The sequence below is a fragment of the Vibrio kagoshimensis genome (genome assembly GCF_050337535.1).
GTDB classification, from domain to species: Bacteria; Pseudomonadota; Gammaproteobacteria; order Enterobacterales; family Vibrionaceae; genus Vibrio; species Vibrio gallaecicus.
This window is the reverse complement of sequence record NZ_JAKJSZ010000008.1, coordinates 256743-263887: the sequence shown is the minus strand read 5'-3', so window position 1 is coordinate 263887 and position 7145 is coordinate 256743. Positions and strand designations below refer to the sequence as shown.

The 7145-nt window shown below is 43.8% G+C and carries 4 protein-coding genes, 1 tRNA gene and 2 rRNA genes; 4 read left to right on the top strand and 3 right to left on the bottom strand.

Annotated elements, in window-relative coordinates; genetic code table 11:
* The 3 genes from L4C37_RS09960 to L4C37_RS09950 all read left to right on the top strand — a co-directional run.
* Window positions 1–347, top strand: a 23S ribosomal RNA gene (locus L4C37_RS09960); the annotation flags it as partial.
* Window positions 348–448: 101 nt separating this feature from the next.
* Window positions 449–564: ribosomal RNA gene (gene rrf, locus L4C37_RS09955) — 5S ribosomal RNA — on the top strand.
* A gap of 71 nt (window positions 565–635) precedes the next feature.
* Window positions 636–726 (top strand) — tRNA-Ser (locus tag L4C37_RS09950).
* Window positions 727–842: 116 nt separating this feature from the next.
* On the opposite strand, the gene ilvY is transcribed toward L4C37_RS09950, so the two are convergent.
* Window positions 843–1733: an HTH-type transcriptional activator IlvY gene (gene ilvY, locus L4C37_RS09945; protein ID WP_429768471.1), complete on the bottom strand. Its 891-nt coding sequence runs from the start codon at window positions 1731–1733 to the stop codon at window positions 843–845.
* 146 nt (window positions 1734–1879) lie between these two features.
* On the opposite strand from ilvY, the gene ilvC reads away from it, so the two are divergent.
* Complete coding sequence (gene ilvC / locus L4C37_RS09940; RefSeq protein WP_429768470.1) at window positions 1880–3364, top strand: ketol-acid reductoisomerase; 1485 nt, start codon at window positions 1880–1882, stop codon at window positions 3362–3364.
* 277 nt (window positions 3365–3641) lie between these two features.
* Here the strand turns inward: ilvC and ubiK are convergent, their stop codons facing one another.
* Both ubiK and L4C37_RS09930 read right to left on the bottom strand, forming a co-directional pair.
* On the bottom strand, window positions 3642–3893 hold the full coding sequence (gene ubiK, locus L4C37_RS09935) for a ubiquinone biosynthesis accessory factor UbiK (RefSeq protein ID WP_009848085.1): 252 nt from the start codon (window positions 3891–3893) through the stop codon (window positions 3642–3644).
* A 120-nt stretch (window positions 3894–4013) separates the two neighbouring features.
* Window positions 4014–7136, bottom strand: coding sequence for a multidrug efflux RND transporter permease subunit (locus L4C37_RS09930; RefSeq protein WP_429768469.1), 3123 nt, complete (start codon window positions 7134–7136; stop codon window positions 4014–4016).
* Window positions 7137–7145: the final 9 nt, after the last annotated feature.

Here is a 7145-nt window from a genome sequence, read left to right as displayed (position 1 = left end):
CCATTTAAAGTGGTACGCGAGCTGGGTTTAGAACGTCGTGAGACAGTTCGGTCCCTATCTGCCGTGGGCGTTGGAAAATTGAAAGGGGCTGCTCCTAGTACGAGAGGACCGGAGTGGACGAACCTCTGGTGTTCGGGTTGTCATGCCAATGGCATTGCCCGGTAGCTAAGTTCGGAATCGATAACCGCTGAAAGCATCTAAGCGGGAAGCGAGCCTTGAGATGAGTTTTCCCTGGCACTATAAGTGTCCTAAAGGGTTGTCGTAGACTACGACGTTGATAGGCAGGGTGTGTAAGTGCTGCGAGGCATTGAGCTAACCTGTACTAATTGCCCGTGAGGCTTAACCATACAACACCCAAGGGGTTTTGTGGACTCAAAGAAATACCAAACGCTTGAATGAGTTTGAAGAGATAAACTTTTAAATCCAGTTTTCCGAATTTTAAAATTTGCTTGGCGACCATAGCATTGTGGACCCACCTGATTCCATGCCGAACTCAGAAGTGAAACACAATAGCGCCGATGGTAGTGTGGGGCTTCCCCATGTGAGAGTAGGACATCGCCAGGCTTTAAATATCGTTACTTGCATTAGCAATTAACAACATCATTAGTGTACTAATCTATTGATGACAATTTGTTGGAGGGATGGCTGAGTGGTCGAAAGCACCGGTCTTGAAAACCGGCAACCGTTAATAGCGGTTCTAGGGTTCAAATCCCTATCCCTCCACCACCATTGAAAAGCCCGCTGAGAAATCAGCGGGCTTTTTCATATCTGCTATTTAGAAAAACAAAAAAGAGCACTAACGTGCTCTCTATTATTCTCTTAACCAGCATATCTAAAGTTAACTAGTCAGGGAGATATTTTCCTTCGGCTACTTGCCAAAATGCTCTAATCAGTGGGTTCTCAAGTTGAGATCGTTTACAGCAAACGCCTAATTCAAAGGGTTTGATTGGTTCTATTTTTAAACGATCGACCTTATCTCTCACTGGACTGTTGTTAATGACGACATCAGGGGCTATACCCACTCCACAACCTAGCGCAACCATACTTACAATCGCCTCATGCCCAGATACCTGTGCGTAAATGCTGGGCTTAATCTTCATCTTTTTGAACCATGCATTAGCACGTTCACGAGCGGTGCCTGCTTCGGGGATGATAAAGGGTACTTCATTCCAGTTAGGCTTATCTGATTGCAGTTGCTGGCTAAAGCTACTCACGCCAGATGGGATGATCACTGACAGTGGTATATCGCTAATGGTTTCGAACTCTAATCTTGAAGGCAAAATGTCTGGTTTAGCTGAAATAGCAATATCAGCTTCATCATTCAGTATCTTGTCTATGGATTGCGCTGGATCACCGGTAGAGAGCTTAAACTCAATATACGGATGAATAGCCCTGAATTCGGTAATGAGTTCAGGAAGGTGACTGTAGCTTGCTGTTACGGAACAGAAAATACGGATCTCACCCTTGAGCTCCTGTTCTCCGCCTTTTAGATGAAGATTATATTGCTGCCACTCGCCAACGATGCTCAATGCCACAGGCAACAGATGTTTCCCTGCTGGTGTGAGGTCAACACTTCGATTATCCCTGATAAGCAGTTCCTGCCCTGTTTCCTCCTCAAGCTTTTGTATTTGACGACTAAGGGCAGAAGGACTGACGTGCATAGCAGCAGCTGTTTTGCTGAAACTTTTGCTATCACATAAATGTATAAATAATTGTAGAGATTTTATGTTCATGTTCTCTGATCGTTTCCATGTTGCATTTATTGCAATAACTAATTGTGAATATATCACTTTCAGCAACGGGGTGTCTGTTTTAGTATGAAGTCATTCGATAGAGAGATATCGACCTTACGGACTTATTTTTAAAGGAGTGCCCTACAATGGCTAACTATTTCAATACATTAAACCTTCGTGAGCAACTAGACCAATTAGGTCGCTGCCGTTTCATGGATCGTGAAGAATTTACGACTGAAGCTGAATACCTTGAAGGTAAGAAGATCGTCATTGTTGGCTGTGGTGCTCAAGGTCTAAACCAAGGTCTAAACATGCGTGATTCTGGTCTAGACGTATCTTACGCTCTACGCCAAGCTGCAATTGATGAGAAGCGTCAATCATTCAAGAATGCTGACGAAAACGGCTTTGTAGTTGGTAGCTACGAAACGCTAATCCCTCAAGCAGACCTAGTTATTAACCTTACTCCTGATAAGCAACACACTAATGTTGTTGAGACAGTAATGCCTCTAATGAAAGAAGGTGCTGCTCTTGGTTACTCTCATGGTTTCAACGTTGTTGAAGAAGGCATGCAATTACGTGCTGACCTTACCGTTGTAATGGTTGCACCTAAGTGTCCAGGGTCTGAAGTTCGTGAAGAGTACAAGCGTGGTTTCGGTGTTCCAACACTGATCGCTGTTCATCCAGAAAATGACCCTAAAGGCGAAGGCTGGGATATCGCTAAAGCTTGGGCTGCAGGTACTGGTGGTCACCGAGCAGGTTGCCTAGAGTCTTCATTCGTAGCTGAAGTTAAATCTGACCTTATGGGTGAGCAAACCATTCTATGTGGCATGCTACAAGCCGGTTCTATCGTATCTTACGAGAAGATGATTGCTGATGGCATCGAACCAGGCTACGCAGGTAAACTTCTGCAATACGGTTGGGAAACGATTACTGAAGCACTTAAGTTCGGTGGCGTAACTCACATGATGGACCGTCTATCTAACCCTGCTAAAGTTAAAGCGTTTGAGCTTTCTGAAGAGCTAAAAGATCTAATGCGTCCGCTTTATAACAAGCACATGGATGACATCATTTCTGGTCACTTCTCTAGCACTATGATGGCTGACTGGGCGAACGATGACGTGAACCTACTAGGCTGGCGTGAAGAGACAGGCGAAACGGCATTCGAAAACTACCCAGCTTCTGACGTAGAAATCTCAGAGCAAGAGTACTTTGATAACGGTATCCTTATGGTTGCTATGGTTCGTGCGGGTGTTGAGCTAGCATTCGAAGCAATGACAGCATCTGGCATCATCGATGAGTCTGCTTACTACGAGTCTCTACATGAGCTTCCACTAATCGCAAATACAGTTGCTCGTAAGCGTCTTTACGAAATGAACGTTGTAATCTCTGATACAGCTGAGTACGGTAATTACCTATTCGCTAACGTAGCAACACCGCTACTACGCGAGCAGTTCATGCCTTCAGTTGCAACTGATGTCATTGGTCGCGGTCTAGGTGAAGCATCTAACCACGTAGATAACGCGAAGCTAATTGAAGTAAACGAAGCTATCCGTAACCACCCTGTAGAGTACATTGGTGAAGAGCTACGTAGCTACATGAGCGACATGAAGCGTATCGCTGTTGGCGGTTAATTAGTCGCTTAGATACTGATAAATTTGTAGAAAAAGCAAAGCAGTATCATTAGCTCCTTACAGGTTGGAGTTATTATTAAGCAACACAACATCTAATAAAAGGCTTGGTCGCCGTTGACCAAGCCTTTTTGCTTTTAGGCGCAAAGTATTACACATCGGTAAAATGAACATTGCTTGATAGGTCTTAGACATTGAATTTCAGTTCTTGATTGAGCCTTAGAAATACAAAAGGGTTGGTGTTTTCACACCAACCCTTTCAGTTTTCTTGCTTTACGGCTTACTTGTCAGCAATCTTTGCTTCTAAATCCGCTAGCTTCTGTTCCATCTCTGTCAGCTTTTGACGAGTGCGGAGCAGTACTTGTGTTTGAACATCAAACTCTTCGCGGCTCACAACGTCGAGCTTGTTTAGTTGACCTTGGATAACTTGGCGAACTTTTTGGTCTACGTCTGAACCCAGCTCTTTAACTGGTTGAGGCATTGAGTCGTGGATCTGCTTAGCAATTTGCTCTAGTTTTTTTGGATCAAACATATCAATTAAAACTCCTGAATATTTCCTACTATTCTATTTAATCACACAGAAGAAGTCGCCTCTGGCGTATAAAAAAAGGCCACCGAAGTAGCCTTTTTAATTGTTAATACGACTTAGAGATTACTTATTATCAGCTAATTCTCTGTGAGCCGCTTTTGCTTCGTCGACGCGAGCTAGTTTTTCTAGGTCTTTATCTTCAACGAACACTGGTAGAGGCTTATGCTTCTCTGCCAAGTAGCTGTAGATTACAGGCAGAACAAACAAAGTAAATAGCGTACCAATCGCAAGACCAGCCACAATTACTATACCAATACTGAAACGCTGAGCTGCACCCGCACCTGTTGCGTACATTAGTGGGATAAGACCTGCAATCATTGCTGCTGTTGTCATTAGAATTGGACGAAGACGAACTTTAGCCGCTTCCATTACTGCATCAATACGGGATTTGTTATTGTGAAGCTGTTCTTCTTTCGCTACTTCACAAATCAAAATACCGTGTTTAGTAATGAGACCAACCAACGTGATTAATCCTACCTGAGAGTAAATGTTCATCGATGCGGTTCCCCATGCCAGTGCGACAAGAGCCCCACAAATAGCCAGTGGAACGGACACCATGATAACCAACGGATCTTTTAGTGACTCAAACTGAATGGCTAGAACCAAGAAAATGATCGCTAATGCGAGACCAAAAGTTGCGTACAAGGCGCTACCTTCAGTTACGTATTGACGAGCTTCACCCATGTAATCGTGGTTGTAACCACTTGGTAATTTGGTATCTGCAATATTCTCAAACCAAGCAATAGCATCACCCATCGCCACTCCAGGTGTTGGAACGGCACCAATGGTAGCTGAGTTCAACTGATTGAAGTGTGGTAATGAGCGTGGCTCAGCAACAACATCAATAGTGATTAAACTGCCAAGTGGCACTGCGTTACCATCAGCTGCACGAACATAGTAATTGTTCATTGATTCTGGGTTTAGACGGTATTTACGCTCAACCTGAGGAATTACCTCATATGAACGACCGTTTAAGTCAATGCGGTTTACGTAGCCATCAGACATCATTGTGCCAAGAGTGATACCAATGTCTTGCATCGTCACTCCATATGCCCCTGCTTTGTCTTTGTCGATGTTAATTTTCATCGTGGCAGAGTCATAGTTTAAATCGAGGTCAGAGTAGACAAACTGAGGACTCGATTTCACGTCGGCAAGAATATCAGTCGTAATCGTAAACAAGCTCTCAAACGAGTTCGGAGTTGTGATAACGAACTGAATTGGTAAACCTGAACCTGCACCAGGTAACTCTGGCATTTGGAATGCAGTCACTGCCATTCCAGGTACACCACTTACGAGACCAGTAACACGGTTTGCTACTTCAGATTGGCTTGCTTCTCGCTCACTCCAAGGAACCATTGATGCAATACCAAAGGCTTGGTTTGAACTAGGCACACCTGTAAATACTTGTGCATACTTTACTTCAGGTTGATCTGAAAGAATCGCATTCACATCATTCATGGTGTTCTGCATGAAATCTAAGTTGGCGTTAGAAGGCGCAGTACCCATCAGCATGATTACACCTTTATCTTCTGAAGGTGCGAGTTCACTTGGGATAAACTTAAACAGCAACGGTAGTGTGCCGAACACGATCAGTGAAAAAACAATAACCACTGGTCGGCTCTTCATGATGCCACCAAGTATCTTCACATAGCCATTAGCCATTGCATCTAGGCCGTTATGGACCTTTTGCTCGAACTTACTTGGTTTCGCGTTAGCCTTAAGCATTTTTGAACACATCATAGGTGATAGTGTTAATGCGACAATACCTGATACGAAAACGGCTCCCGCTAATGTAAGAGCAAACTCTTTAAATAGCGAACCGGTGATGCCACCCATTAAAGCAATTGGGGCATAAACTGCGCCTAGTGTCAGTGTCATTGCGATAACTGGTACGGCAATTTCACGGGTACCGATAATTGCGGCGCGGAAAGGGGACTCTCCGAGCTTTATATGCCGGTCGACGTTTTCAAGTACAACGATTGCATCATCAACCACCAAGCCGATAGCCAGTACCATCGCCAGTAGTGTCATCAAGTTCCATGAGAAGCCCATCGCTTGCATTACCATTGCCACACCAATCAGAGATAGTGGGATAGTAACGATAGGGATAAGTACTGCTCGGAATGAACCAAGGAACAAGGTAATTACGATTAATACAATTAACGCTGCTTCAAGAATAGTTTTAATAACCTCTTGAATAGATTCATTAATGGCAATAGTCGAGTCATACATGACATTCATCGATATGTTGCTTGGTAAGTTCTTCTCTAGTTGAGGAAGAAGCTCAAGAACGTCGGCTGCAATGTTGATTGGGTTTGCACTCGGGGCTGCATTAATTGCAGCAACAACGGCTTCCTGACCATTCGCACTCGCTCGATAAACATCGTGGCTTTTCTCTAAAGAAACCTTAGCTATGTCAGAGAGACGAATGATTTCACCTTCGCCACTTTTTACCACTAAGTTCTCTAATTCTTCAGTGTTTGATACCTGAGTATCGGCACTGCCGTTATAAAGAACAAACTCACCCGTTGCTTGACCTGTTGCTGATTGGTAGTTATTGGCATTTAAGACCGTCATAACATCCGAAGCAGTCAAGTTTAATGCTGCCATTTTTGCTGGATCTAGCCATACGCGAAGTGCGTATTTCATACCACCATAAAGGTCAACTTTAGACACACCATTAACCGTAAATAGCTGCGGGTTAATTACTCGTTCTAGGTAATCGGTAATTTGGCTTGAAACCAATTCATCACTGGTAAAACCAATGTAGAGTACAGCCGTAGTCGAACCTGTCGACATGGTTACTGTTGGATCTTCAGATTCTTTAGGAAGCTGAGATCGTACAGAGTTAGTTTTAGCCAATATGTCCGACAGAGCTGCATTGGGGTCGGTGTTCAACTTCATATTTACCGTAATAGTAGAAGTACCTAATACAGAAGAAGAAGTCATATAGTCGATATTATCCGCTTGTGCCACTGCCTGCTCGAGAGGTTGAGTGATAAAGCCTTGGATAAGATCGGCACTTGCACCGTAGTAACCAGTTGAAACTGTTACTACGGTATTCGTCATTTCAGGGTATTCTCGCACCTGCATTTTGAAGATTGCTTGTAAGCCAAGTAATGCAATCAAAAAGCTGATGGATACCGCTAGAACTGGACGTTTTATGAAAACATCAGTAAAGCGCATTGTGCCTCC

Excerpts from the sequence above, each read along its gene's own strand:
- ilvY (WP_429768471.1), bottom strand. The coding sequence starts at position 1,733 with ATGAACATAAAATCTCTACAATTATTTATACATTTATGTGATAGCAAA.
- ilvC (WP_429768470.1), top strand. The coding sequence starts at position 1,880 with ATGGCTAACTATTTCAATACATTAAACCTTCGTGAGCAACTAGACCAA.
- ubiK (WP_009848085.1), bottom strand. The coding sequence starts at position 3,893 with ATGTTTGATCCAAAAAAACTAGAGCAAATTGCTAAGCAGATCCACGAC.
- L4C37_RS09930 (WP_429768469.1), bottom strand. The coding sequence starts at position 7,136 with ATGCGCTTTACTGATGTTTTCATAAAACGTCCAGTTCTAGCGGTATCC.